Origin of the sequence: Alicyclobacillus pomorum DSM 14955 (assembly GCF_000472905.1) — a bacterium.
GTDB classification, from domain to species: Bacteria; Bacillota; Bacilli; order Alicyclobacillales; family Alicyclobacillaceae; genus Alicyclobacillus_A; species Alicyclobacillus_A pomorum.
The window spans coordinates 78,094-102,081 of the sequence record NZ_AXAR01000009.1 but is presented as its reverse complement, the minus strand read 5'-3'; the positions used below and the strand labels follow the sequence as shown (position 1 = coordinate 102,081).

General features: G+C 57.0%; 28 protein-coding genes. 5 read left to right on the top strand and 23 right to left on the bottom strand.

The window, feature by feature from the left end; translation table 11 throughout:
- Positions 1–143: 143 nt before the first annotated feature.
- The 9 genes from tatC to YWK_RS19485 all read right to left on the bottom strand — a co-directional run bounded on the left by tatC (position 144) and on the right by YWK_RS19485 (position 7,331).
- A complete protein-coding gene (gene tatC / locus YWK_RS0110880; protein ID WP_026964814.1) occupies positions 144–887 on the bottom strand; it encodes a twin-arginine translocase subunit TatC in 744 nt (247 codons plus the stop codon).
- A 29-nt stretch (positions 888–916) separates the two neighbouring features.
- Entirely contained in the window at positions 917–1,165 is a 249-nt protein-coding gene (gene tatA, locus YWK_RS0110875) for a twin-arginine translocase TatA/TatE family subunit (RefSeq protein ID WP_026964813.1), read from the bottom strand.
- A gap of 7 nt (positions 1,166–1,172) precedes the next feature.
- Positions 1,173–1,736: a molybdopterin-guanine dinucleotide biosynthesis protein B gene (gene mobB / locus YWK_RS19505; RefSeq protein ID WP_051375491.1), complete on the bottom strand. Its 564-nt coding sequence runs from the start codon at positions 1,734–1,736 to the stop codon at positions 1,173–1,175.
- On the bottom strand, positions 1,729–2,709 hold the full coding sequence (locus YWK_RS0110865) for a molybdopterin-binding protein (protein WP_026964812.1): 981 nt from the start codon (positions 2,707–2,709) through the stop codon (positions 1,729–1,731). Before YWK_RS0110865 ends, mobB begins: the two co-directional genes overlap by 8 nt.
- Positions 2,706–3,326, bottom strand: coding sequence for a molybdenum cofactor guanylyltransferase (mobA, locus tag YWK_RS19500; RefSeq protein WP_051375490.1), 621 nt, complete (start codon positions 3,324–3,326; stop codon positions 2,706–2,708). The genes YWK_RS0110865 and mobA overlap by 4 nt, the downstream gene beginning before the upstream one ends.
- The gene (locus tag YWK_RS19495; protein ID WP_051375489.1) at positions 3,302–3,946 is read right to left on the bottom strand and encodes a 5-formyltetrahydrofolate cyclo-ligase; all 645 of its coding nucleotides are present in this window, start codon (positions 3,944–3,946) and stop codon (positions 3,302–3,304) included. The genes mobA and YWK_RS19495 overlap by 25 nt, the downstream gene beginning before the upstream one ends.
- Complete coding sequence (locus tag YWK_RS21055; protein WP_415782804.1) at positions 3,939–4,841, bottom strand: phosphatase PAP2 family protein; 903 nt, start codon at positions 4,839–4,841, stop codon at positions 3,939–3,941. The genes YWK_RS19495 and YWK_RS21055 overlap by 8 nt, the downstream gene beginning before the upstream one ends.
- A gap of 171 nt (positions 4,842–5,012) precedes the next feature.
- Positions 5,013–5,645 carry an HlyD family secretion protein gene (locus tag YWK_RS0110845; RefSeq protein ID WP_156909125.1) on the bottom strand — a complete coding sequence of 211 codons (633 nt, stop codon included), beginning with the start codon at positions 5,643–5,645 and terminating at the stop codon, positions 5,013–5,015.
- Positions 5,646–5,666: 21 nt separating this feature from the next.
- Positions 5,667–7,331 carry an MFS transporter gene (locus tag YWK_RS19485; RefSeq protein WP_084453640.1) on the bottom strand — a complete coding sequence of 555 codons (1,665 nt, stop codon included), beginning with the start codon at positions 7,329–7,331 and terminating at the stop codon, positions 5,667–5,669.
- Positions 7,332–7,572: 241 nt separating this feature from the next.
- Between YWK_RS19485 and YWK_RS0110830 the strand changes: the two genes are divergently transcribed.
- Positions 7,573–8,472, top strand: a complete 900-nt coding sequence (locus YWK_RS0110830; protein WP_026964809.1) for a LysR family transcriptional regulator — start codon at positions 7,573–7,575, stop codon at positions 8,470–8,472.
- 43 nt (positions 8,473–8,515) lie between these two features.
- Here YWK_RS0110830 and YWK_RS0110825 read toward each other — a convergent pair whose 3' ends face one another.
- Entirely contained in the window at positions 8,516–8,704 is a 189-nt protein-coding gene (locus YWK_RS0110825) for an H-type small acid-soluble spore protein (protein WP_026964808.1), read from the bottom strand.
- A 170-nt stretch (positions 8,705–8,874) separates the two neighbouring features.
- Here YWK_RS0110825 and YWK_RS0110820 point away from each other — a divergent pair, with 170 nt between their 5' ends.
- On the top strand, positions 8,875–10,836 hold the full coding sequence (locus YWK_RS0110820; RefSeq protein WP_026964807.1) for an ABC-F family ATP-binding cassette domain-containing protein: 1,962 nt from the start codon (positions 8,875–8,877) through the stop codon (positions 10,834–10,836).
- Between the two features lie 56 nt (positions 10,837–10,892).
- Here YWK_RS0110820 and YWK_RS0110815 read toward each other — a convergent pair whose 3' ends face one another.
- Genes YWK_RS0110815 through thiE form a run of 4 tightly spaced genes read right to left on the bottom strand, consistent with a single transcriptional unit; the run spans position 10,893 to position 13,735 of the window.
- Positions 10,893–11,672 (bottom strand): thiazole synthase, encoded by a 780-nt coding sequence (locus tag YWK_RS0110815; protein ID WP_035466733.1) that lies wholly within the window; start codon positions 11,670–11,672, stop codon positions 10,893–10,895.
- Between the two features lie 59 nt (positions 11,673–11,731).
- Complete coding sequence (thiS, locus tag YWK_RS0110810) at positions 11,732–11,932, bottom strand: sulfur carrier protein ThiS (RefSeq protein WP_026964805.1); 201 nt, start codon at positions 11,930–11,932, stop codon at positions 11,732–11,734.
- The gene (thiO, locus tag YWK_RS19480) at positions 11,926–13,062 is read right to left on the bottom strand and encodes a glycine oxidase ThiO (protein WP_051375487.1); all 1,137 of its coding nucleotides are present in this window, start codon (positions 13,060–13,062) and stop codon (positions 11,926–11,928) included. Before thiO ends, thiS begins: the two co-directional genes overlap by 7 nt.
- A complete protein-coding gene (thiE, locus tag YWK_RS0110800) occupies positions 13,046–13,735 on the bottom strand; it encodes a thiamine phosphate synthase (protein ID WP_026964804.1) in 690 nt (229 codons plus the stop codon). Before thiE ends, thiO begins: the two co-directional genes overlap by 17 nt.
- A 365-nt stretch (positions 13,736–14,100) precedes the next feature.
- Here thiE and YWK_RS0110795 point away from each other — a divergent pair, with 365 nt between their 5' ends.
- Entirely contained in the window at positions 14,101–15,117 is a 1,017-nt protein-coding gene (locus tag YWK_RS0110795; protein ID WP_051375498.1) for a ThiF family adenylyltransferase, read from the top strand.
- 40 nt (positions 15,118–15,157) lie between these two features.
- On the opposite strand, the gene YWK_RS0110790 is transcribed toward YWK_RS0110795, so the two are convergent.
- The 8 genes from YWK_RS0110790 to YWK_RS0110755 form a co-directional block, all read right to left on the bottom strand.
- A complete protein-coding gene (locus YWK_RS0110790) occupies positions 15,158–15,907 on the bottom strand; it encodes a metal-dependent hydrolase (protein WP_026964802.1) in 750 nt (249 codons plus the stop codon).
- 272 nt (positions 15,908–16,179) lie between these two features.
- Complete coding sequence (gene cysK, locus YWK_RS0110785; RefSeq protein WP_026964801.1) at positions 16,180–17,097, bottom strand: cysteine synthase A; 918 nt, start codon at positions 17,095–17,097, stop codon at positions 16,180–16,182.
- A gap of 196 nt (positions 17,098–17,293) precedes the next feature.
- Positions 17,294–18,316 carry a tRNA (adenosine(37)-N6)-threonylcarbamoyltransferase complex transferase subunit TsaD gene (gene tsaD / locus YWK_RS0110780; RefSeq protein ID WP_026964800.1) on the bottom strand — a complete coding sequence of 341 codons (1,023 nt, stop codon included), beginning with the start codon at positions 18,314–18,316 and terminating at the stop codon, positions 17,294–17,296.
- Positions 18,313–18,795 (bottom strand): ribosomal protein S18-alanine N-acetyltransferase, encoded by a 483-nt coding sequence (gene rimI / locus YWK_RS0110775; protein ID WP_026964799.1) that lies wholly within the window; start codon positions 18,793–18,795, stop codon positions 18,313–18,315. The genes tsaD and rimI overlap by 4 nt, the downstream gene beginning before the upstream one ends.
- Complete coding sequence (gene tsaB / locus YWK_RS21050) at positions 18,792–19,523, bottom strand: tRNA (adenosine(37)-N6)-threonylcarbamoyltransferase complex dimerization subunit type 1 TsaB (protein ID WP_051375486.1); 732 nt, start codon at positions 19,521–19,523, stop codon at positions 18,792–18,794. The genes rimI and tsaB overlap by 4 nt, the downstream gene beginning before the upstream one ends.
- Complete coding sequence (gene tsaE / locus YWK_RS0110765; RefSeq protein WP_026964798.1) at positions 19,511–20,020, bottom strand: tRNA (adenosine(37)-N6)-threonylcarbamoyltransferase complex ATPase subunit type 1 TsaE; 510 nt, start codon at positions 20,018–20,020, stop codon at positions 19,511–19,513. The genes tsaB and tsaE overlap by 13 nt, the downstream gene beginning before the upstream one ends.
- A 42-nt stretch (positions 20,021–20,062) precedes the next feature.
- Positions 20,063–21,061: a thiamine-phosphate kinase gene (thiL, locus tag YWK_RS0110760; RefSeq protein ID WP_035466697.1), complete on the bottom strand. Its 999-nt coding sequence runs from the start codon at positions 21,059–21,061 to the stop codon at positions 20,063–20,065.
- Complete coding sequence (locus YWK_RS0110755; protein WP_245578599.1) at positions 21,058–22,674, bottom strand: amidohydrolase; 1,617 nt, start codon at positions 22,672–22,674, stop codon at positions 21,058–21,060. The genes thiL and YWK_RS0110755 overlap by 4 nt, the downstream gene beginning before the upstream one ends.
- Before the next feature lie 163 nt (positions 22,675–22,837).
- On the opposite strand from YWK_RS0110755, the gene YWK_RS0110750 reads away from it, so the two are divergent.
- Positions 22,838–23,434 carry a DedA family protein gene (locus YWK_RS0110750; protein ID WP_169727169.1) on the top strand — a complete coding sequence of 199 codons (597 nt, stop codon included), beginning with the start codon at positions 22,838–22,840 and terminating at the stop codon, positions 23,432–23,434.
- Positions 23,435–23,449: 15 nt separating this feature from the next.
- Positions 23,450–23,698, top strand: a complete 249-nt coding sequence (locus tag YWK_RS0110745; protein ID WP_026964794.1) for a DUF1450 domain-containing protein — start codon at positions 23,450–23,452, stop codon at positions 23,696–23,698.
- A 69-nt stretch (positions 23,699–23,767) separates the two neighbouring features.
- On the opposite strand, the gene YWK_RS0110740 is transcribed toward YWK_RS0110745, so the two are convergent.
- Complete coding sequence (locus tag YWK_RS0110740) at positions 23,768–23,986, bottom strand: DUF2922 domain-containing protein (protein ID WP_026964793.1); 219 nt, start codon at positions 23,984–23,986, stop codon at positions 23,768–23,770.
- Positions 23,987–23,988 lie beyond the last annotated feature (2 nt).

The window sequence follows — 23,988 nt, the reverse complement described above, 5'->3', positions numbered from 1 at the left end:
AGTTCATTTGTTAGCACTCGTCTTGCGTGAGTGCTAAATCCAAGACTTATATTACTCAAGGGCTGCCGTGTTTGCAAGAGATCCTTGCACAAAAATTTGTTGGCTGGGGCAGCTTGTAACGGGCCAAAAATCTGGCCATTTTCCTACCCTTCCTTGCCCGTTTTCGGTGCCGCTTGACCGCGCTTATTCTCGACAAGGGCCGACAGGACTATGCTCACTTCATACAGCAAAATCATGGGGACAACCACACTCAGATGAGAAATCAATTCGGGCGGGCTGATGAGCACCCCGATAACGACGCAAATCAGGTACGCAAACCGCCGTACTTTTCTGAGATACCGCGGCGTCATGACGCCAATTCGGGTCAGAAACACCACCGCAATCGGCAGTTCGAAAATGAGCGACAAGGGCAGACAGATGTTCATGATGAACCCGAAGTAAGAGCCTGCCCTCAACATGACGGTGAAGTGCTGGTGTGCGATGTTAAGCAGGAAGTGCAAGATGGTTGGGAACACGATGAACCACGAAAAGCATAGTCCCAGAACAAACATGAACAGCGTAACGGGCAGCAGGCGCAGCGCATAGCGCCGTTCCACGGGCGTCAGTCCGGGTTGGACGAATTTCCAGATCTGATACAGCGCAAACGGCATCGTGAGCCCTACGCTCACAAACCCGGCGATGCCCATGTACACCGTAATCACTTCACCTGGCGAGGTCACCATCAACTTGTATCCCTCGCGCACGAGCGGAGAAACTAGATAACTGTAAATGTTCGCAACAAAAGCAAGACTTGCTGCCATCAACACGACAAACACGACACAGACGTAGATGATGCGTTTTCGCAAGTCTGACAGGTGTTCAACAAAGGTCATTCGCGACGGTGCCATCGCCAGCCTCCAATGCGTTGCAAGCGACTTCAGCGTTGCTCGTCCGACTTCAAATCAATCGGCTCTACTTTCACAGGCGAGCTGGACTGCACGGAATCTTGCGAGTTTTCGCGCGTGATCTTATTCTCGTCGTCCATAATGCCCTTTGTGGCATCTTTGAACTCTTTGAGGCCTTTGCCAAACGCCTTTCCAATCTCCGGGAGCTTACTTGGACCAAACACCAGGAGTAGTGCAATCAATATGAGTATCAGGCCAGGGATACCGATGTTTCCTAACACTGAAACCTCACCTCCCGAGATGGTAGCAAAGCTGAACCACGTCGTCCTCATCATACACTCGCCACGAGTCTCCGACAAGATGGGCCACTTCGGGTGAGCTGACCACCGCGTACACATTCTGCAGCGCTTGACGGTTCAGCCACGCCACATCCGATGGACGGCGGACGGGCACGACCTTTTTCAATCGACTAGACTTGTAGCCTTCCACTATGATGATGTCGAGGGGTGTTCCACTGCTCGCAGCAGCATCCACCATCCGGCGGCAGAGCGCTTCCACGTGGTCCGCATCCTTGTCTGCTGTCACGCGGAGCAAGGTCTGTCCGCCGCCGGCGACCATCGTGACGGCGGCGCCTGCCTGCGCATAGCGAACGGTGTCGCTGTCCGGCTTTTCCCAGTCGTCCCAGCCACGCGCATCCGCGTGTCCGTCGTGCTTGAGGACACCGACGTGCAGTCCCATCTTTCGCCACTCCACGCACATCCGGGCAATCAAGGTGGTCTTTCCGGCGTCCTGAGGACCAACCACCGACACCACGAACGGTCGCCCTGTCCGAGAAGTACTTTCGTTACGCATTGAGCCAACCGCCGACGCCAAGCCGGGCGATGTCGTCACGCGTGAGCTTCTGACCTGCCAACACGCGGGGAAGCAGGATGTCGAACGACGTCACCGGATCGTAAATGACTGCGCCGGGGAGACCAAAAATCGCTGTCGATCCGCGGTACGCCAACATCAACATGGAGCCAGGCAGCATCGGCGTACCGTACGTCACCACCTCGTCGGCCGCAGCGCGAATGGCCGCCGGTGATCTGTCATCCGGGTCCACCGACATACCTCCGGTGACACACACGAGCGGGATGCCTTCTTCGCAGGCCAACTGAATTTCCTTCGTAATCTCTGTCTGTTCGTCCCCCGGAAAGACCTGGCGAACCACCTGTACGCCATAGGCCGCGAGTTTCTCGCCCAAAACCGGCCCTGCTTTGTCGGCGATTCGACCCGACTGAATCTCGCTGCCGGTGGTGACGAGAACGGCTTTGTCCACCACGTAGGGGAGCACGTCAACAACCGGTTGGCCGGTTGCGATATTCAAAACTTTCTCTACTTTTTGCTTCTCAATCAGCAGTGGAATTGGGCGAATGCCAGCGACGGAAGTGCCGGCTTTGACATGAATGTTCGGTCGGCGGGTGGTCAACGAGATGCCGTCAATCCGGTTGATGTCGAACATCCGTTGCTCATCCACTGCAAGCATGCCATCACTGCGGGCCTTCAACACCACTTTGCCCTCGTGGACGTCGGAAAACACAATCCCGTCCCCTGCAACGGCCCGGGACATCGCGACGGCCGCGTCATTTTCGTGCATTTCATCAGGCCCTATCTCCAGCACGTAGATATGGCGTTTCCCGATGTCCAGCAACATGGGGATGTCTTCCTCTCGAATCACGTGACCTTTGCGAAACACCGGGCCTTTGAACTCCCCGGGCACAATTCGAGTCAAATCGTGAGCCAGCACAAGGCCTACCGCTTGCTCCACAGGCACTTCGCGTTTCACACGCCACTCCTCCCATCACTCAGCCACGCCTCGTAATCCTCCGGCGTATGTATCGGCCGCGTCCACCACGCTGGCCACTGCGCCTCGTCTGCATCCACCACAGCGCACGTCAAATCGGCCACCACACGCATCAATCGGGTCTCTCCGTGTTGTACAGCGCTGCGCCAGGCTTGTCCCACTGCACTGCGGTAGGCCGCGAGCAGCGGTTGCAACCGCCCGTCTCGACGCACCACAACCCCATCGGCGGCAATCGCATCCTGCTCCAGTGCGGCCTTCAGCTCGTCCAACACCTGTCGCTGGAGTCCCGGCAAATCCCCCGCGCAGACGAGGCATGCGTCGCGCACGGTCCAGTCCACCTGTGACCACGCGTGTGCGAGGGCAAACAGCGGGCCGCGGTGGGCGTGTGGATCGTGTAGGATGTGTGCGCAAGGAAACAGCCCCTCCGGGAACGTACCCGGTGCCGTCACAACGTACACGTCATCGACTACCGCTGAGACCACCTGCACCACGTGTTGCAAGACGGTAGTGGTGGCGTCGGGGTGTCGCGGCAGACGGAGCTTGTCCACGCCCATGCGGCGGCTCTGGCCGCCAGCTAATACAATGCCGCCAATCCGCACGAAACCACTCCTTCTTCCGTCACCACGAAGTGCATGCGGACGTCGTGTGGTTGCAGCGGTAGCCAGTCCGCCAATTGGGCCGCGTACGCGACCCCAATGCGCAACACGTCGCCACTGAGGCGTTCAAACAGGCGGTCGTAATAGCCCCCGCCGTACCCCAGCCGCCCCCCGTCTTTGGTGAAGGCGAGTCCAGGCACAACCACCGCAAACAATTCGCCATCCGCCATCCACGGTTGCGTGGAAACAGGCTCCCAGATTCCATACGCCCCCTTGACCCACGAGGTTCGTTCATCCGCCTCGCGAAACGCTATCGTGCGGGTCTCGGGGTGGGTCACCGGAAAGCCGGTTTTCCAGGATGCTCTTCGCAGAGCGTCCGCTGCGTCCATTACGTCGACTTCTCCGCGGTGTGCGCGGTACAGCGCGACCGACCGTTTGTGGACCTTTCCTTGTTCGCGAAATTCATGGAACAGTCCCACCAGGTGTAAAGCGATGGACACCTCCGCCGCATGGCGGGCGTCCATGGTCAATTGACTGCGGATCTGTTGGTAATGTTGACGCAGTGTCCGCTTTTGCTCGGCCCATCCAGTGGACGGACGGCTTGTGTGTTCGGCATCACGCATTCGGTTCGCCTCTTCGGTACACGCCGCACAACTGGAACACATACGGGGCGCCGAGCGTCCCCCACAGTCCCATCAGGAGATCTCGGCTCACCAGCCAGATGGTGTCAGGCGGCCATTTTACAATCCATTTTAACGCAACTAGCCCCGCAATGCCGATGACACTGGCACATACGCGCTTCCAGACGGCGGGATCCATCTCCGTGCCAAGGTACCTCTCTTCGAGCAGAGCGCCCACCCCGAGGCCAAGCAGCATCGCCGCATACGCTGCGGAGGCAGATCCGCGGTGTACCACCAACAGGACGCCTGGCAGCAACAGCGCAAACGTCATGCGAATCTTGAACGCAAATGTGCGATACGTCCACCACTTCCCCATCCACCAACCACAGACGCCAAACAAAAGACCCAGTGCCCACCCGATAAGGACGTCAATCGGCCAGTGCAACCCCAGGTATAGCCTGGATACGCCAATGGCCAACACCAAGAGCAGAGCGATGGGCCAGAACCACTTTTGGCGGATCCACTTGCCGATGATGACCCAGAACGTCATTGGCCCTTGGGCGTGTCCGCTCGGAAATGAGTAGATGCCATTGGCCGATTCGGTATACAGGGACCGGATGCCCGGTACCCCAATCGGGCGCACAATGCTGGTGACCTGCTTCAACCACTCATTGCTGTACATGGAGGCCAGAAATACGTAAGCGAGGCGCAACCCAACGGTTCTGTGGATGGACCAAAAGACAATGGGCAAGGCGACCATATAGACGTTTTCCAAGCCGACCATGGACAACCACTTGGCCGCTTTGTCCAGGTCTGGTGTTGCGTACGATTGCAACCACACCAATAAGTTATACTGCCACAGGTACCCGTTAGGCAGCGGAAAGTCCGGTGCGTACACAGGCATGCCCCCCGTCCCATACTTGAACAACCTTCGCTTGCGCACGATATCCTCTGCGCTGGCTAGCGGTTATTCCACCCTTTTCGTACAACCTTGTAGAGTGTATGAGACAAGGGAGACAAGGTATGCTCCCAGTATGTAAAACGGGACAGCCAGAAGCCGTCCCGTTCCTCATCGATGGATCCGTACCGTTGCGTTCATTCCTGGTACCAAACCACTCACACCGGAAGTGAGCTGGATTTTCACAGGAATGACTTGAGTGACCTTCGTGTAGTTGGCATCCGTATTTCCTGTAGGGAGCGGAGAGAATGTCGATGCCGTCGCGTAGCCGATTTGTTTCACGACACCGCTGTACGTGGTGCCTGGATACGCATCAATGTACACGTCGACGGTTTGACCCACTTTGACGTGATTGATTTCCGTTTCCTTGATATTGGCGGTGACCCACAGGTTGTTCATGTCGTACGCGTACGCGAGCGGTGTACCTGCAGCGACAAATTGGTTGTCGACGGCCAGGTTTTGAACAATGGTGGAGTCCGATGGATCCGTCACGTTGACATTCGCCGTACCATTCCCCGTCGAGCCTTGAATCGTACCGACGGTATCACCACTGTGAAAATGCTGTCCAACCTGTCCATTCCAATTGGTCAATTTCCCCGTTGCAGGCGCAGCAATGACGATTTGCTGTCCCGATACCTGCGCGTTATCCGTTTTGATGTAATTTGTCGACTGGTTGTAGAAGTAGTACCCGACAAAGCCCGCAATGATGACGATGAAGATGAAGCACGTTTGAAGTACAATCATACGTTTCGCATTCACAGTGTGTCAGTCTCCTTTCACTCCGAGCATGGGTCGATGTCCTGGTGTCTCCACGATGGGACCGATAGCAAGTGCAGGTTTCCTCTGAAGCTGCTCTTTTTGTACAAGGGACCGACCTTTTCCAGTGACCGCCATCCCGATGGAAGCGACCGCCATGATGACACCAGACACAAGCAGCATCGTGAATAGGTCCTGGTAAGCATTCAGCAGAGATGCCTTTTGTGAATTCATCATGAGCGTGGCAAAGGCCAATGTCTTCGCGCTCGCCATCGCATGGCCACTGTCCACAAAGTGTTGCGTGAGTCCGGCCATTTCCATGTTCACCTGCGGGTTCGCTAGGCTGATCTGTCCACGTAGGTTTTCGTAGTGAATGGTCGTCTCCTTGTACAAAAACCACGCAACGACCGGTACAACAATGGCAGCGATAAAGTTCCGATTGAAATGCAGCGTGACAGAACGCCACCGTGCTTGATGAATGTCGCCGGCCAGCGCAGTTGCTAATGCGCCGGATACCAGTACCATTCCGATGGAACCGCCCACGCAGCCCATCTGTAGGTTCAGCGTGGTGAATGAAGTGTCTGGTCCAATGTTCCGCCATTGCACGCTGACCAAGATGACCGCGAGAGACCCTATCATACCGAGCATCCCAGCGCCGACTTTGTCATATAACCAGGTACTCAGAAGAGCGGCTACAACGACGCCCACGATAAACCAGAGATAAAAGTAGGTCAGTGGTACGAATGGGGCCTCTTTCACGTTTCGTAGAAATCCACTGGTCCCCATCAGTGCGACAATCAATGCAACATGGCTCGCAATGGCCATCACGACCCCAGAAGCTTGTTTCACAGATTGGATGGAACGGAAAGGAACCAAAGGGGCTTCCACAGTACACTCAACCACGATGAATATCGCAAACAGAATCACTGTGGCGACGAAGAATGGCCACACATATACGGAGCCAAAACCCAACTTCTCGAGATTCACTAATGGGAATAGAACGACGGTCACCGTAGCCGCAAGAATGAGCGCACCCCATCTGTCAAAAGGAGGATGATGGTGTTCTTTGGGCTCATTTCTCGGCAAGACCGCGGCCCCGACCCACAAGCAAAGCAATGAGGGCAAGCAGCACAGCATAAACAACCATCGCCAAGCGTCCATACTTAACGACAAACTACCTAAAAATGCGCCAACCGAAGACGCCCCAAATAGTCCGCCAATCGCTAAAAACAAAAACCAATTTCGCACCTGGTTTGGAAAGGAAATCAAACCGACAGGCAAGATGGTCAAAAACAGTGCACCAGCGCTCAACCCTTGAATGAGTCTCCCGATTGTGAGAAAAGGCATTTCTGGAGATACGAGACTTATCACTGATCCGAACAGGAAGATGAGCACCAGCGTTAGATAGCTTCGCCGAAGTCCAAACTGTCTTGAAAAGACAGGTCCAAACGGTACACACAGGGCAAAAGCCAAATTGGATATCACAGAAGGCAGGAGTAAGTCGTACGAACCAGCCGCAAATGTATTTTGGATAATGGTCTGGTTCAGCATATAGGAGACGTTGAGAACATACTGAGGCCCAAACGCAAACATCGTTAACAAGGAGATGAACAAGTGTCTGGGGGCATGTCCTGTATTCGCACCGGCTGCTGTTGAGCCGTTGAGTTGACTCACCGAGATACCTCCTTCTCTTGAAATGTCCGCAGCTGATGGAATCGTGGAATGCTCCGCAAGTGAATCCATGAACCAGCGATGTACAAAACAGCCAACAACAGGTTCCGTACAATGCGCGGTGTTTGCGGCAAGCACGTTGACGGATCCATTTTAGGAACCCATTCTCATGATGTAAAATACATAATTGGCTATAAGTTAATTTATCTTGGTCTATTGATTTTGTGGATCAGGTGAGATGATTGTGGAGTTCCTTCAACTCAAGTACTTCCAAACTGTTGCTCAGCTGGAACACATGACGAAGGCTGCGGAACAACTTCAAATCGCGCAACCCTCTCTGAGTAAAACGATTGCACGCTTGGAGGAAGACCTTGGCGTTCCTCTGTTCGACCGCCAGGGACGTCAGATACGTTTAAATGCGTATGGCAAGGCATTCCTGGATCGTGTAAAACGAGCCTTTATGGAACTGAACGAGGGGAAACGTGAGATACGAGATTTAGCGGGGCTCAATCAGGGAATGGTGACATTGTCCGTATCCATCCCTAGTATATTGCCTGGATTGTTAAGTTCATTTTTGGCTCAATATCCTGACGTTCATTTCCGGCAATACTTTGAATCTCCTTCATCCATGAAACAACAGCTCGAAAATGGGGAAGTTGACTTTTCCATTTCTTCGGAGCCCATTGAAGGACCAGACATCGAATGGAGGCCCCTCATCACGGAGGAAATTTTCTTAGTCGTCCCTCCGGGGCATCCTTTGTCTGGACGTGACAGCGTGCTGCTGAGTGAGGTCAAACATGAACCTTTCATCAGCATGAATGCTGGTAATGGATTTCGTGACCTGACCGATAGGTTTTGTCACATGGCTGGGTTTACCCCGAACATTTGTTTTTCGGTAGATGAACCAGATGTCATCGGCAGACTCGTGAGACAGGGACTGGGTATCGCTTTCGTTCCAGCGTTATCCTGGCTCGCAGCATCTCCACGGTTGTCCAATCGATTGCGCATTATTGAACCGACGTGCCAACGTACCATTGGGTTGGCATGGTCCAAGAGACGTTATTTATCCTCTGCAGCGCAACGCTTTCGCGAGTTTGTCATCCAATATTTTGCGACCCTCTCGTCTGAGGTCGAGCGTATCTAGCCGCGAACAAAGAAACCACCTCCCGGCGAGGTGGTTTCGAGCGTTATTGGTACCCTTGTGGTTCATGAAGCCGTCCCACTTCCACGCGCAACACATCTCCTGTGCGCAAAGAGTGAACCGTGGCCGTTTTGTTGTCTGGATTGACGTCGTCAATCCACACCGAATCCCCTTCGTACAACACGTCGTATTGCTGCTGAGATTTCAGAATTTCCAACGCACGCTGAACTTCCATGAGCACCCCTCCAATCCCGTTTAGAATTTTCCTTAGATTGAAGGTTTATACAAAAGCCGCGGATGCTCAACTTGGCGGCGCTGCCGGTGTTCGGTACACTGGCGGTAGATATATGAACCGCGGCTCACCACCATGGCGCCGCAGGAACTGAACAAACGAGGAGACACCTCATGATTCTGCTACAAGCAAGCCATATCGCAAAACATTACGACATCCACGATGTGTTGATAGATGCCAGTCTGACGGTGCAAACCGGAGACCGCGTTGCGCTGGTGGGGCCCAATGGCGCCGGTAAGTCCACCCTGCTTCGCATTGCTGTCCAAGAGGAACTGCCGGATGCCGGAGAAGTGAGCGTCGCAAAGGGAACGAGTGTAGGATATGTGTCTCAGTTTGTAGACGCAAAACCCGGGGCCACCGTCTTCGGGTATGTGGCGGAGACGTTCACCGACTTGTACGACATGGAACGCAAGTTGCGCGAGATGGAACAAGCGATGGCGGACCCTGCCGTGTTCGGTGACGAGCGGAAGTTCCAGGAACTCTCCACCGCGTACGATAGGCTGCGCAACCAGTTTGAAGCAGCAGGAGGATACGCGGTAGAAGCCCGCGTGCGCCGCGTGCTCGACGGCCTGAGGTTTCCGTCTGACATGCACCAGCGGCGGGTCGAATCACTGAGCGGCGGCCAAAAGACGCGGCTCTCTCTGGCTCGCTTGCTCGCTTGGCAACCCGACCTGCTCGTGCTCGACGAGCCCACCAACTACCTGGACACCGAGACCATCTCCTGGCTTGAGAGCTACCTGGAAGGATACGAAGGCGCGCTGCTGTTGGTCTCCCACGACCGCTATTTTCTAGACAAAGTCGCCACCGTGATTTACGAGTTGGAGGACGGAAAAACAACGCGGTACGTAGGCAATTACAGCGAATACATTGAGCAAAAAGCGGCACGTCTCGAAGCCGACATGAAGCGCTACGAAGCACAGCAGAAAGAGATTGCGCGGATGGAGACGTTTATTCAAAAGAACATCGTCCGGGCGACCACCACGAAGCGGGCCCAGAGTCGCCGCAAGATGCTGGAACGGATGGAGCGCATTGAGAAGCCCAATGTGAACACGCCGCAGATGGCTCTGCGATTTTCGTGTGCGAGGGAGTCCGGCAAGGACGTGCTCACCGTCGAAGACCTCGTCATCGGCTACCCCGGCAAGACGTTGCCCGGGCCTCTGCAGCTGCGTGTTGCCAAAGGTCAACGCATCGCCATCCTCGGACCCAACGGGACAGGCAAGTCGACGTTTCTCAAGGCGATTGTCGGTAAAGTGAAGCCCCTCGCGGGCAGCATCCGCTGGGGCACCCACGTCACCATCGGCTACTACGACCAGGAACAGGCAGATCTGCATCCCAACAAAACGGTGCTGAGCGAAGTGTGGGACGAGTACCCGACACTCGACATGACCACCGTCCGCACTGCGCTCGGCCGTTTCCTGTTTCGCGGCACGGACGTGGACAAGCCGGTCGCGTCACTCAGCGGCGGTGAACGGAGCCGCCTTGCACTGTGCAAGCTGATGCTAAAGCAAGCCAACGTTCTCGTCATGGACGAGCCAACCAACCACCTCGACCTTGTCAGCAAGGAAGTGCTGGAGGATGCACTGCAGGACTACGAGGGTACGTTGCTGTTCGTCTCGCACGACCGTTACTTTATCGACACCCTTGCCACGCACGTCGTCACGATGGATGAACGAGGGTTCCACGTGTACATCGGAAACTACAGTGAGTACGTGGCAAAAATCGAGGAAGAGAAAAAGTGGGCAGACGAAGTGGTATCGCAGACGCCTGCGGCAAAAGGGGAGCGAAAACCGCCCGCGCCCCCCGCTGACGCCCGCCGCCACGTCCGATCCGCCGACATCCGCAAACTCCGCGAACGCGTTGCGGGCCTGGAAGCCCGCATAGCAGAAGTGGAATCTCGCCAGCAAGCGATTGCCACGGAGTTGACGGAGGCGGCCATCGCCCAAAACGTCGAACAGACCATCGCCCTGAATGACGAAATGCAGCGGCTGGAACAGGAGATGGAAACCCTCATCGCAGACTGGGAAGAAGCGGCTGCGAAACTCGAAGAACTGGAATCCATCCAAAGCCAGAACTAACCCGGAGCACTCGTGCAAGGGGCATCTACATCGGCGACGCTCGGTTTTTCAACGGGTCATTTGCCGACCATTCCCACCACCGGACTGCTTGGGGAGGCCGTTTCGGATTTTGGCATCCTGCCGGCTAAGTAGGCCGCGCGGCCTGCTTGTACGCCCAATGCCATCGCGCGAGCCATTTCAATCGGATTCCGCGCCTTCGCAATCGCTGTGTTGACAAGCACGGCATCTGCACCGAGTTCCATCGCCAATGCGGCATCCGAGGGTGCGCCGATGCCAGCGTCGATGACCACCGGGACTTTGCCCCGAGCGACATCGATAATCCGCAGAAGGCGCTCTGGATTGGGCAGACCTTGTCCTGTACCAATGGCCGATCCGTACGGCATAACGGTCGCACAGCCGACGTCGATGAGGCGTTGGGCCACCGTATGGTCGTCCGTCGTGTACGGCAACACGACAAACCCTTCTTCGACGAGCGTTTTTGCGGCTTCAACAGTGGCTATGGGATCCGGAAGAAGGGTCCCATCCGCCGGAATGACCTCGAGTTTGACCCAATTGGAAAGTCCGGCCGCACGCGCGAGACGAGCTGTGCGCACCGCCTCCTCCGCTGTCTGGCAACCCGCTGTATTCGGCAGGATAAAATAACGGTCGAGATTGATGTAGTTTAACAAGGATTCTTCACGAGTGTCGAGGTTGACGCGGCGTACGGCAACGGTGACAATCTCTGTGCCAGACGCCTCCAAAGCTTCTTTCATTTCTTGAAATGTCGCGTATTTCCCCGTCCCGACCATTAAACGGGAGTGGAATTCTCGGTCCGCGATTCTCAACGTATCTGTCACTGGAAGCCCCCCTGGATGGATGATGAACTGCTTGCTGATTGCTGAATCCTCCGCCGTGCTCAACCGCCGCCAACAAACCGAACAATTTCAACCGTGTCCCCCTCGGATAAGAGGGTGTGTTCGTAGTTCACTCGTTCGATGATGGTTCCATTCTTTTCAACGGCCACTCGCTCCTGGGTGAGCTGAAACTGGTTCAGTAAATCCTGAATGGATGAACCACCGGTTACTTCGCGCCGCTGTCCGTTGACCGTTATCACCATGTTGCATGTCCCTCCTTCATGGCAAGATGGACTTCGGGCCGAAATGCGGACCACAGTTCTGGCGCTGGATTCCCCTCAATGGAATGCACCACCATCTTTGCTGTCAGTGGCGTGAGCAGAATGCCGTTTCGGAAATGACCCACCGCAACGTGGATCCGCGGATGTCCGGGAATCGGTCCGATGGCAGGGAATCCGGTCGCCGAACCGGGGCGAAGTCCACTCCAGGCACGTTCGAACTGTGCATCGGAGAGGCCCGGTGCAATGGATTGCACTCGGCTGAACAGTTCATGCAACGCTTCCATGGTGACGGTTCGGTTGTACCCTGCACCATGCTCCTCCGTTGCACCGACGACGATGCTGCCATTGCGTTTTGGCACGAGATAGATGTCGTCTGAGAACACCGTCTTGGTCAGGCGAATGTTTCCCGTCGGACGGATGGAAAACAGTTGACCTTTGACGGGAGCAATGCCAAACTGAACGCCACTTCCTTGAAGGATTTTGTCCGCCCAGGCCCCCGCAGCGACAACGGCGGTATCTGCGGTGAAGGAATCGGTCGGTGTATGTACCACCACGTGTGTCCCTGTGGACTGGATGTCTGTCACGTCGGCACCCTCCAGGACGGTGCATCGCTTCTTCGCCGCCACACCGACCGCGCAAGCGACGCGCGGAGCGAAGACATTTCCGTCCTCCGGCAAAAACAATGCACCATGCACTGGGGCCAGTGCCGGTTCAAGTTCTGCCACCAACGTGGAGGGAATCCACTCCGCTCGACCGCCGTCTGCCGTTTGCCAGCGCATCCGTTCCTGTAATACCTCGACCTCTCCTTCACATGTCGCGACCTGCAAGATGCCGTTTCGGGTGTACTCGATGTCAATGCCTGTTTCTTCAAACAATTCCATGCTGAATCTTGGGTACAGAGACCGGCTTTCTAAGCAGAGATGGTAGAAGGGGCCTGGCTCTTTTACCTCGAGTTGCGCGCCGAGCATACCTGCTGCCGCGCTGGAAGCTTCCTGACCGATTTGCCCACGCTCCAACAACAAAACCTTTCGCCCGGTCTGACCGAGGCGCCATGCAATCGCTGAGCCAATGGCACCACCGCCCACGACAATCACATCATAGGAATTCGCCAATCGCATTCACCGTCCCAACCGGAAACGCAAATCTAGGTTTGGTTCTCGCCTTGTCCATTTCTTCTTTCAAGCGCTCTGTCGCATATCGTGGATTCGCGTGATGGAGGACAGCGCCAATCACCGCGACCCCGCTGCAACCTGTATCCAGCACAGGGCCGACGTTGTGCACGTCAATACCACCGATGGCGATGACCGGAATGTCGACCGCACCGACGACGCGCTCCAGTGCCAACAGACCGCGTGGTGGCTCACCTTGGTGAGACTCGCTGGCGAAAATGTGTCCAAACGTGACGTAATCTACTCCGGCAGCCGCGGCCAATTTGGCCTCTTCCACACTGTGTACGGAGACGCCGACGAGGCCGTGCCACGAAGATTGTTTCGTGACCGTCTTGACCACACCAGGGGGGAGGGATCGACTCGCCAAATGAACCCCATCCGCACAGACTGCCATGGCGACATCCACCCTGTCGTTGACAAACAACTGAGGCGTACGGTCCATTTGGCTCAATTTCTCCTTGAGTGACGTGCAGAGTTGGTAGGTTTCTATGGCGGGTGCCTTCTTCTCACGAATCTGAATGACGTCTGCTCCGCCTTCCGCGGCTTGGGTGAGCACGTCGAGCAATGGGACGGGCTTTCGCTGCCGGTCACTGATGACGTGCAATACGGCGCGCATTGCGAGCACCTGCCTTTCGGGGAAAATCACGGAGATGCATCACCGGGTGTCTTGGAACGAAAAAAACCGTACCTCAAAGAAAAGGTACGGCGGGTGTCCATTCTCAGCCCAGCAAACGCAACCACGTGAGACTATCGTTGTGGTATTTTCATGTTCATCTCGTTGGCCATAAGGTACCATGCTGTACTTCCGTCGTCAAGCAAAGGTAGATTTGTGGTAGAACCTGTGTGGTCGCATATGTCATGGCGTCATGAGAAATGACGTACTTGTGCGAACATCACGACGGATGAGATACTCGCGGTGGGCCTCTGGGTGTAAAATGGAGCAAATTCTATGAAAGGAGACCCGATATGTCAACGGACACGATGCGCGAACGGTATTCTCGACAAATGTTGTTTCGCCCGATTGGACCCACAGGACAGGAACGTCTCGCGCAGGCTCGCGTTGCCATCGTTGGCATGGGCGCTTTAGGCACGATATTATCCACACAAGTGGTTCGTGCCGGGGTCGGCTTTGTGCGCTTGATTGATAGGGATATCATCGAGCCCTCCAATCTTCAGCGCCAGGCTTTGTACGATGAAATCGATGCCAAAGAAGGTTTGCCGAAATCAGTGGCTGCGAAAGAAAAGTTGCAGCGGGCAAACTCCGACGTAGAAATAGAAGCGCTTGCCACAGATCTCACGTGGCGCAATGCAGAGTCTTTGCTCACCGACGTGGACGTGATTTTGGATGGCACGGACAACTTTCAAACGCGGTATTTGATCAACGATGTCGCTGTGAAACACGGGATTGCGTGGAGCTACGGAGGTGCCGTCAGCTCCTATGGCACCACGGCATTTCTGCGCCCGGGCATCACCCCGTGTCTCGTGTGTCTATTGGGTCCCGAACAAGGCGGTGGTACTGACACATGTGATACGGTCGGTGTGATTGCGCCGATTGTGTCCATCATCGCTTCCTTGCAGGTGGCGGAGACGCTGAAATACCTCACTGGAAACGCGGAGTCGCTGGCCAATGGCCTGACCTATGTCGACGTCTGGAGCAACGAGTTCCGCCGTATCGGCTATCCTGGACGAAACGAGGCTTGTCCATGCTGTGGACAACACCAGTATCGGGCACTTCAAAAGCAACAGGATGCACTGACAGTATCTTTGTGTGGCCGTCAGACGATTCAGGTCCGGCCGGACTCGGGAAGAACTGTGTCTTTCGATGGGATGGCCCATCGATTGCGTCAAGTCGGACAGGTTCGGTACACAGAGCATCTGTTGCGGTTTGAAGTCGAAGATGTGGTCATGACGCTGTTCAGGGACGGCAGAGCACTGATTCAAGGGACCGAGGACCCATCCCGGGCCCGCAGCCTATACGCGAGGTACATCGGGATGTGAACGAGGCGCTGATGCAGCGCCCCGTTCTTCAAGCGACCCGTTACCAGATGACCATCGCAATGAACGCCAGAGTGGCCAACCCACCAATCATGTGGTCCCAAACGCTCCCGGTGTACACCAATCGGATGCCTTGTCGATGTCGCCACGGCCAAAACAACGGGACGCCCCCTGAGACCCCGTCTGCCATCATGTGGAATGCGTATCCCAAGATGATGCCATCGGCGACATTTCCAAGGTGGTAGCGAGAAAGCGCGACCAGTGCGCCACAGGAGAGCAACACCAGGCCCAGCAAACTGTGTGTGAACGTTCGGTGCGGCGTGAACATGGCTCCCGCCGCCCAACACGCAAGCAAAATTCCAGCGAGGAAAGGAAGGTGTCCGACGAATGATAGGAGTAACAATCCCCCTCCTAACACCGCTAACCCGACCCTTCGCGCTGTATTAGACCGTACGCCACTCAGGAGGGCAAGCAGAACCACAAGTGCCCACGCAAAGATGGAAGACTGCATGTGCAAGAGAAACACCAGTGCAATCAACATAGCCGTCAGCACCAGCTGCCCGATACGTTCCACCTTGTGAGCCATGAGTGAATGGCGTTCTTCCAAGTCGGGCAAGAGACTGCCGACCAGCGCACCCACCACGAGAGATCCCTCAGCTACAACCGTGTGAGGTACAACGTCCCAGTTCAAACTCACCACATCTCGCAGGGCTATCCAATGCACGCCGAAAACAGCGGGCGCCAGTGCGGCTGTAGCGACCGCGCCGATGGCCATGTGGGTTCTGCCGAGCATCGGTGACTCCTCCTCTTCTACGTCACTCCTGCCATAACAAGGGTATTATTACCATTCATGCCATGACAGATCCTATTCATTATATATTATCGTTTTTTAGGTAGGGATTGGATTGTTGTGATCCGACATGAACATAAGCGCTGGTACGGCATTGGGGCCTCCCTCTCGTCTCACCCCTACAAGAAAACGAACCACGCTCCCCACTGAGGGGATCCGTGGTTCGTTTTGCATACAGGGCACAATACGAAGCCCTACCTGTGAATATCTCGCACTTAGTCCTGGAACAGCGGGGTGGACAAATAACGCTCGCCGTTGGACGGAGACACCGTCAGGACGCGGTGGCCTTTGCCCAGTTCCTTGGCCACTTGCAGCGCGATGTGCACGTTGGCTCCGGTGGAAATGCCGACGAGCAATCCTTCTTCGCGGGCCAGGCGGCGTGCCACTTCAAAGGCAGTTTCGTTCTCAACCGTACGCACTTCGTCGTAGAGGTTTGTATCCAGGATGGAAGGAATGAAGTTCGCACCAATACCTTGAATCTTGTGCGGGCCCGGTTTTCCACCGGAAAGAATCGGGGATGCTGCCGGTTCCACGGCAATCAGTTTGCAGTTTGGAATCTCGCGGCGCAGTACGCGTCCGACCCCCGTCAGCGTGCCGCCGGTACCCACACCGGCGATGAAGGCATCCAGTTTTCCGTCCACTTGCTTCACAATTTCAACACCAGTAGTCCGTTCGTGGATCTCGGGGTTGGCCGGGTTGTCAAACTGCTGAGCCATAAAGTAACCGTACTTCTCCTGCAGTTCGCGAGCCTTCTCGACAGCGCCCCGCATTCCGTCCGCACCTGGCGTCAAGACCAGCTCTGCACCGTAGGCTTTGAGGAGGCTGCGACGTTCTTGGCTCATCGTCTCCGGCATCGTGAGGACGACTTTGTAACCTTTTGCGGCAGCCACCAAAGCGAGGCCAATGCCGGTGTTCCCACTGGTGGGTTCCACGATGGTGTCACCAGGCTTCAGCTTTCCTTCACGTTCAGCAGCTTCAATCATCGATAGCGCAATCCGGTCTTTCACACTGCCGCCAGGGTTAAACCACTCCAGCTTCACGAATACCTCTGCAGAGCCTTCTTCAGGCAGCCGATTGAGTCGTACCACTGGCGTGTTGCCAATCAATTCGAGAATCGAATTTGCCACATTCATGGATCATGCCCTCCCTCATATGTAGGCGAATGTTCTGCAAACACGTTGGTGCAGATGGTGTAGATATCCACATGTCCACAGGGTTATCCACAACGCGAAATGCAGTCTACAACAGAGATTTTGACACGTTTCCACAAAATCCACAACTACACTTTCCACACACTGTGGAAAAACGACAGGGCCGACAACGGCCCGTCTATACCTTCCCCGCCTGCCAATCGGATAGGGAAAACGTGGCATGGGCGTTCAACCACAAGTTGTGTCGAACACCGGCCCGGAGCAGGAAAGTCCCTGCGGCAGCAATCATCGCCGCGTTGTCAGTACAGAGTTGGAGGGGCGGGAAATGCACGGCGAACCCATCGGCGTTCGCCCGCTCAGACAGTGCGCGGCGCAGGCCCTGGTTGGCGGCAACGCCACCTGCCACGACCACCGTTTGGTATCCCGTGTGCTTTACCGCTCTCGCCGTTTTTTCCACAAGCACTTCGACGACCGCCTGTTGAAAACTAGCACACACATCCTCCACCACAATCTCTTCGCCGCGGTTCCGACGCTTGGTGAGTTCGTTGGCAACTGCCGACTTGAGGCCGCTGAACGAGAAGTCGTAGCTGTCTTCCTCTATCAGAGATCTGGGAAACGCGTACGCTTCTGGATTTCCGACCGCGGCCAACCGGTCCACTTTCGGCCCGCCCGGATACGACAGCCCGACCAATCTCGCCACCTTGTCGTACGCTTCGCCAGCCGCGTCGTCTTTCGTCCCGCCCAGTTTGCTGAAACGGAACTGCTCGTCCACCACCAGAATTTCCGTGTGTCCGCCGGAGACTACCAAGGCGAGCGCGGGAAACTGGAGATCCGTATTCAGGCAGGCCGCTGCCACATGGCCGGCAATGTGGTGCACCCCCACCAGCGGCAGTCCCGTCGCCAATGCGTATCCCTTGGCTGCCGAAACACCGACCAACAAGGCGCCGAGTAATCCCGGTCCGCAAGTGACAGCGATGCCGTCCAATTCTTTCCATGTCATGCCAGCCTCGGTCAGCGCCTGGTCGACCACCCACGTCACGGTTTCCACGTGCTTGCGCGACGCAACTTCCGGTACCACGCCGCCAAAGCGTTCGTGCGTGTGGATTTGGGACGCAATGATTTGCGACGCGATGGTCCGACCGTCCACGACGACCGCTGCCGCCGTCTCGTCACAGCTCGTCTCAATACCCAATACGTTCACACATTTGCCCCCAAGTCCGCCCACATAATGAGCGCGTCTTCGTTGTTGTCCGTGTAATATCCCTTGCGCGTTCCAACGCCGACAAACCCCAATTTTCGGTACAGGTTTTGTGCAACCGTGTTGGAGACCCGCACCTCCAGAGTCATTCGGCGAATCCCTTGTCCTACGCATTCTGCCATTAACGCCCGCAGCAGCGTCTCACCGAGATGCCTGCCGCGAAAGTCTGGATGCACAGCAATGTTCGTCACATGGCCCTCGTCCACAATCAACCAGACGCCAGCATACCCGATGACTCGCCCCTGATATTCCGCGACAATGTAACGAGCCAAATGGTTGTCCGCCAATTCCGTGAGAAACGCCTGTCTGGACCACGGCGCTGTAAAAGAGCGGTGTTCTACTTCCAGCACCTGCTCTACGTCGGAGAGCATCATGCGTCGCAGCGTGACGCGCTCCTCCTCGTGCAACTCGCCAACGCTCACTGGCCTTCACGCTCCTTCTCCGCCAACCGAACCTCCGCTTCCACAGGCAGTGCGTAGTCCGGGACCACGGTGTGAATATCCGTGCCGGACGCAGAGGGTAAAGGTTGATGGTGGAACAGCCGAAGCAGCGCGGGGGCCAAGTCCGGTGCCACCTCGGATAAATGCACGCGCGTCTCGCCGGTGGCCGGCAGGTCCTCCAGCACTTTGTGCTTCGGCTCGAAGTCGTGGACAATCACCGCCATCCTCGCATCTCCGCGGCGTTGTTGCATCGCGTCTCCCCACTCAGACACTGGGCGCACCTGGGGCGGCAACAACGCCTCCCAGCGCCTTCCGACTTTTCGATATAAAGCCCCATATGCACGTTTGCGCCGGGCGTACAGAAGCGGCAGCGCGATGACACCCCCCGCCTCATACGGCACGGCGGACTCCGCCATTCCGAGGAGCGTCGATACCGACACCAACGGGATGGTCAGAGCACTGGCCATGGCCTTGGCCGTAGCCACGCCAAGTCTCACACCAGTGTATGAACCAGGTCCAATGCCCACCACAATCTGCGTCAATTGTGTCGGCTGCAAAGACGCTGTTTCCAGCACCGCAGCAATCGCGGGTTGCAACACCCGGGAATGGCCGCGCGGCACCATCGACGCCATGCTGGCCAGCGGTGTTGCCCCCGCTCCAACAGCAACAGCGGCCACATTCGTGGCCGTATCTAACGTTAAAACAGCCATTTTTTCACCCACTCGTCGAGCAACGCAAAGCTCCGTTCACCGGTCGATTTACAATGAAATACGCGCTCGTCAATCCGCGGCAGCGGTTGCCGGGCAATCTCAATGTGCAGCGCGTCGGGGATCTCCCGCTCAACGCCGGATGGCCATTCTATCAACACAGCGCCATCTCCCTCGAGGTAATCTTCCCAGCCGAGGCTCTGCAGCGCTGCCTGTACGCCATCCGCATCCACTGCTCCGCCTTCGTACAGGCGGTATAGATCCATGTGCACCAGGGGAATTCGGCCCTCGTATTCAGCCACGAGCGTGAAGGTGGGACTGGTGACCTCATCTTCCACGCCAAGCCCCTTGGCCACCCCTTTGCTGAACGTCGTTTTCCCAACGCCCAGATCTCCCGACAGCAGCACGACGTCGCCGGGCTCCAACAGTTCACCCAGCCGCTGTCCCAAGTTGTTCGTCTGTCCTGACGAATGCGTAGTAATGGCCATCTCGCGAACCATCGGACGCCTCCTCCTGCCACAGGACCATCGCGCAATCTCCCGTTACTCCTGTGCAAAATGATTGTACCCTTTCGGGCGGATCACTTCTAACCCAGACGGTGAATCCGCAATCACACCATCCCCAGGTTCCACTCTGCCGATGGCGGATAGGGAGATGCCGACGCTTTGGCAACGTGCCAGCGCCCGCGCAAACACCGTGGGTGGCGCAGTCCCCACCAGCTGAAAGTCCTCTCCCCCGTACCAAGCGTACGCCAGGGGGTCTTCGCCACGCCGGCGGGCAAAGTTCTTCGTCGCCGGGTGGAGTGGAATCTTCGCGCTGTCAATCCGCAGCCGCACGCCGCTCGCTTTGGCAATTTCGTTTAACTCGCTCGCCAGCCCGTCGCTGATGTCGTTGCAACTGTTTGCTCCCTCTTCGCGGAGAATGGCCGCAGCCGCCACCTGTGGCTCCGGGTGGCGGTGAAAGTCGATGAGTTGCAGTGCTTCATCGGACGGAACTGCAGCGGGCCGCTCCAGCAAATACCGTAACCCAGCTTCGGAGCCCCCGACGCTGCCCGTCACAAACACCACATCGCCCGGTTTCGCCCCACTGCGAAGGAGCGCTTGCCCCTTCGGTACCGCACCAAGCACCGTACTGGTCACCACAAACGGGCCTGACGTACGCACCACGTCCCCACCTATCAACGCGCACGCGTAGGTTTCGCACGCTTCCGCCACGCCGTCGTACAGCGCTTCCAGATCCGTCAGCGTGCGCTCCTTCGGAATCGCCAGCGACAGCAGAACCTGCCTCGGCGCTCCGCCCATCGCCGCAACGTCGCTCAGGGACACCGCCACCACTTTGTACCCCACGTCCCGCCACGTCATGGTCTGGGCGGTGAAATGGACCTCCTGCACCATGGTGTCAATCGTCGCCAGTTGGTCTTCGTCCGCCCCGACCGTAAACACTGCCGCGTCGTCGCCGACCCCGACCTTGACTGACGGGTGGGTCGACTTCACGCGCTCCACCAGATGATGAATCAATCCGAATTCGTCGAATCCGTTCACGCTGTCCACTCCGCTTCTGATCCGTCCGCCGCGTAAGCGACTGCCCCACCCACGATGGTGTACAGAACGCGCGCGTCACGGATGTCATCCGCCTGGGCAGGGTCTGCAATGTCCCTGTCCACAATCGTGAAGTCCGCGACATAGCCCGGCGCAATCAAACCTTTGCTGTGCTCCGCGCCATTCGCGAAGCACGCGTCATGGGTGAACAGCTTCAACGCCTCCAGCGGCGTAAAGGCTTGTTCCAACCCAAATCCCGGTCCGTCCGCGTACGGTTGTCTCCGCACCACCGCCGCGTGCATGCCAAGCAACGGTTCCATCGGCTCAATGGGCGCGTCCGATCCGCCCGCCAACCGCAGCCCCGCCTCTTTCAACGTCCGCCAAGCACAGGCAAGGCGCGCCCGCTCGGCCCCGATTCGCTCGATAATCCAAGGAAAGTCGCTGACCGTAAAGCGCGGCTGAATATCGAGCACCACTCGGTCACCCAGCTGAACCATCCGCTGAACCAAATCCGGGTTCACGACTTCCGCGTGGATGATTCTATCCCGCATCGCCACGGGCGGCGCCGCTTCCAGGGCCGCCACCGTCGCCTCCAGCCCCGCGTCGCCGATGGCGTGGATGGCCGCGCCGAACCCTTTCTCATGGGCCATTCGGACGCGTTCCACGAGTTCTTCGCGGCTGTACATGGGCGTCCCGCGCCAGCCCGGCTGATCCGCGTAATCGTCCAATAACCACGCGGTGCGGCCACCGAGCGCACCGTCCGAGAACAACTTTGCATCCCCCAGTTCCAGCCACTCATTCGGCTTTGGTAACTCCGTCATCGCTTCGCGGCATTCATCGAGGTAATGCCAGTCCACCAGGGCGTGTACGCGCAACCGCACGCCGTCCTCGTGGATGAGGCGGTGGTACAGTTCCCACATGACCGTGAAGTTCTGTGGACCGCGCACGTCGTCCGTGTGGACCGCTGTGATGCCTGCCCGCAAAGCCGCCTCCATGCCAGCGCGAAACGCTTTGTACCAGTCGGCGTAGGTCCGCTTCGGAACCGCTTTCCAAATCGGCGCTGACGCGTTGTCATAGACAAGGCCGTTCAAACGGCCCTGAGCGTCTCTGCCGTACGCACCATCGGGCGGATTGGCCGCATGGTCATCGAGACCGGCTGCGGCAAAGGCAGCCGTGTTGACCAAGTAGACGTGATGGCAGATGCGGTAGAGCAACAGCGGGCGGCCACCCGCCGCCGCATCGAGTTCCTCGATGGAAGGCAATGTTTTGTCCTCCCACTGATTTTCGTTCCAGCCCCCGCCGAGGATCCAAGCGTCTTTGGCAAGTTGGTTCGCATAGGCCGCAATCCGTTCCAACAACTCCCGGCGATGCCGCACGCCGGTCACGTCCAGCTGCAACGATTGCTCACCGACACCGGACACATGCAGATGGCTGTCCACAAATCCGGGCAGCACTGTGGCCCCTGCCACATCCAGGACGCGGTCAATGCCCCCCGCACATTGCAGCGCCAAGTCGGGTCCACTCCCGACCGCGACAATTCTGTCTTCATCTACAACCACCGCGTCAAACGTTCTGCCGGTTCCGTCCAGCGTGTAGCCATTCGCGTTTTTCAGCATCCACACCGCGGTTGCCTCCGTTCGTCAATCGGACTGTTTCCAACCATCATAGCAGGAATTTTCCCGATTCTGAAACGTTGCACCTTCCAGGTCATGTCCCCCGACGGAAAGTCGTATGTATGAAAGGACAAGGTCCGAAGTGACGCGCAGAGGATGTGGTCGGTTGTTTGACTGGTTCGGATGGATGGCGGACAGTGTGCTCTCACTGGGCTATGTCGGGGTGTTCTTGGCATTGGTGTTAGAAGGACTGGGGCTCCCCTTTCCGGGAGACGTCGCAATGGCGTTTTACGGCTTCGCGGCTGCGCGCGGAGATGTGCACCTGGGTGCCGTCATGGGCTGCAGCCTCGTCGGTTACATGACCGGATCGACCATAGCGTATACCGTGAGCCGGAAATTTGGCGGCCACTGGTTGGATACCATGTCACACCGGATGTTGCTGAACCAGCGCAGTGTCATGAGTACGTCCGGATTGATTCGCAGATACGGCGCGTGGTTGCTCATCCCAGGCCGCTTTCTCCCCGGCGTAAGATCCGTCAGTTCCTACGTGGCTGGTATCAGCCGCATGGATTTTCAGGCGTTCCTGCTTTACACTGGGATTGGAGCAGCACTATGGTGCGCGGGTTGGGTGGCGCTCGGATTCTGGTGCGGGGAACACCTCACGGCGGTCCTGCACGGAGTACAGTCCAGCTTGGCCTACGTACTGGCTGGCGTACTGGTCGCACTAGTCGGCTTCCTGTGGTACCGTCGCAAAGCCCGTTGACAGGAGGGACACGGTTTGACGAAGCGCAAAATGGAGTATTGTGTGAGCAACGAGGAACGGGGTTCTGGCGAAGTCGCGGTACTCGTCCAGCAACAGTTCCCCGATGTGCGCGTCAAACGTTGGGGGTGTCTCGGGTACTGCCACTTGTGCATTCACAACCCGTACGTGTTGATAGACGACGTGGACTACTTGGAAGCGCCGACGGCAGCCGAATTGTGGGAGCAAGTCAAAGCGAAACTCAGCCACCCAGTGCACACGGAATAAGGAAACGCCCCGCCTCACCCAAACGGTGACGTGGGGCGTTGTTTGTCGCTCGTTTGCAAGTCGCTGGCGTTAGGCAATGGTGGCGCTGTCCGTGGAAACCTGCACGGCACCTACCTTCTTCACGATGGCGCCTTGCGGAAACGCAAAGATTCCCTTGGACACAATCAGGTCCATCGCCTTGCTGACGGCATTCCCATCCAGCGGTTGCTTCGGATTCGGGATGGAAATCCGGACTTTCTTGTCCTGGTCCGTCATAAACGTCAACTGCAGCGTCGTCTTTGCGGCCATCA